Below are 1,782 nucleotides of genomic sequence, written 5' to 3' on the forward strand. Positions count from 1 at the left end.
GGCGTTAGGCAAAGGGCAGAAAAGTTCTTTGTTCTAATCTTCTTGCTCCCTCTGGCCACCTGCTTTTCTTAGTCGGCAATTCTGTATTGTCGGCTCAAATTCTTGAATCTCTCCAACCGTAAAACATGCCAAGATTCGTGGGTTGCCTCATTGGTTTTCAGTATCGGTTGGTGGTGAGTTTCACTGGCTTAAAGTGTGGAAAGGACAAGTTAATCGAAGCWTTCATTTTTGCTGTCAGTTCGCAGCTTTTAGTTTTCCGGTTTAAAAGCTACTTCGTCGCTGAAAGGGCGCATTTCGTGGTTGTTGAAATCTCGGCTGTAACATAGCGACTTCAGTGGTTCTTGAATCACAAAAAGTCAGTGGGTAATTGGTTGCTAATCGTGTTTAAGGTATTCTGTTTTCAAACAAAGCTAGTGAGTACGCAGAAAATTTGCCTAACAATAAATTTAAGCAGATTCGCAACGCTTGGCATTTTCGGTTTGAATCAACTTTAGTGTTTACGGCACAATGGTTTAGGTCAGGTGGTGGCGTTGCTCACTACTTAATTTGGCGTTATATGCTTTCAAGTTTCAAATAATAAAAGGACTTAAAAATGATTCTAAATCACGTCTCAGTTGGTGCTTCTGATGTGGTAAAAGCAGTTGGTTTTTATGACTCAGTTCTTTCTACGTTGTCTATTAAGCGTTCTCACTATATAGAAAATATCGCGGCAGCTTATGGTGAAAACTTTGAATTTTGGGTCGGAAGTCCCTGCGAAGGAAAAGCTATATCAAGTAATGGTGCTCATGTTGCTTTCAATGCGCCTTCCAAAGAAGCAGTTGACCAGTTCTATGCTACAGCCATTGAATTGGGTGGTTCGTGTGCAGGGAAGCCAGGCTTAAGGCCAGAATATGGTGAAACCTATTATGCAGCGTTTGTACGTGACTTAGACGGAAACAAAATCGAAGCAGTTTCAATGTAGCTTCGAGTACACATATAACAAGCAATTCAAGCTGATTCACAACGCTCGGCACTTTCGGTTTCAGTTGGTTTAGTGATTAAGGTGAAGTGTTCGGGTAAGGTGGCAGCGTTGCTCACAACTTAATTGGGCGTTAGAACGGGTTGGAAATCACAGGCTAAAATTTCAGAGTTAATCTTGTTCTAGGCTTTGCTTTTCACCTGAACCAGAGTGACTTTCACGTTCTTTCCGGTGGCACTATGTGCGGAGAGTTCGCTTTAAATTAGTTGGTTACGGTTTCTAACGCTGTAGCTATTTCTTTCGTGCGGCTTCTTTGGCTTTGAAAGTTCATCGCCTTAAACCTTGTTCTTTGGCGTGGTTGTTTGGGTTTTACGCCCGAATCCTTTGCTAATTTGAAAGCGCTGGTAGAGCAGTATTTCAGAGTGTTTTTCTTCTGCGCTAGCTGAAGTTTTGAGCGTGAGTTTTGGTTTGGCAGCTGTCCCTCTCACTTTCGAGTTCACAGCCTTTCGTTTTGTGTTTTTCTTTAATATCTTTGCGCATACAATGAGTTACGTGGCATCGTTCTAACAAACTGTTTAAGAGTGATTCGCAACGCGTGGCATTTTTACCATGCGTTGGTTTAAGTGACTAAGGTGGTATGCGGAAACATCGGTATTGCGTTGCTCACACCTTAACAGGGCGTTAGGTGTCAAAGAGTGTTCAGTGCAAGCCAGTTGAGGTAATCTTAAGGCTAAAGCTAGCAATTTAATTTGGCAACAATATGGATTACGAAGAATATCAATTACTTGCTGATCAACAGCGAGAGCTAAACAATCAACTACTTG

At 41.9% G+C, this 1,782-nt stretch carries 2 protein-coding genes; one reads left to right on the top strand and one right to left on the bottom strand.

Features of this window, described 5'->3' with window-relative positions; translation table 11 throughout:
* The first annotated feature begins 592 nt into the window (after positions 1-592).
* Positions 593-961 (top strand): VOC family protein, encoded by a 369-nt coding sequence (locus ELS82_RS24655; protein WP_134837731.1) that lies wholly within the window; start codon positions 593-595, stop codon positions 959-961.
* Positions 962-1,533: 572 nt separating this feature from the next.
* Here the strand turns inward: ELS82_RS24655 and ELS82_RS27465 are convergent.
* The coding region (locus tag ELS82_RS27465; RefSeq protein WP_208733304.1) for a hypothetical protein at positions 1,534-1,782 on the bottom strand (249 nt) is incomplete at its 5' end.

The sequence above is a fragment of the Vibrio ouci genome, assembly GCF_004551525.1.
In the GTDB taxonomy this organism is placed as follows: Bacteria; Pseudomonadota; Gammaproteobacteria; order Enterobacterales; family Vibrionaceae; genus Vibrio; species Vibrio ouci.

Bases quoted from the DNA above. Each gene is read 5' to 3' on its own strand.
- ELS82_RS24655 (WP_134837731.1), top strand. From the start codon at position 593: ATGATTCTAAATCACGTCTCAGTTGGTGCTTCTGATGTGGTAAAAGCA.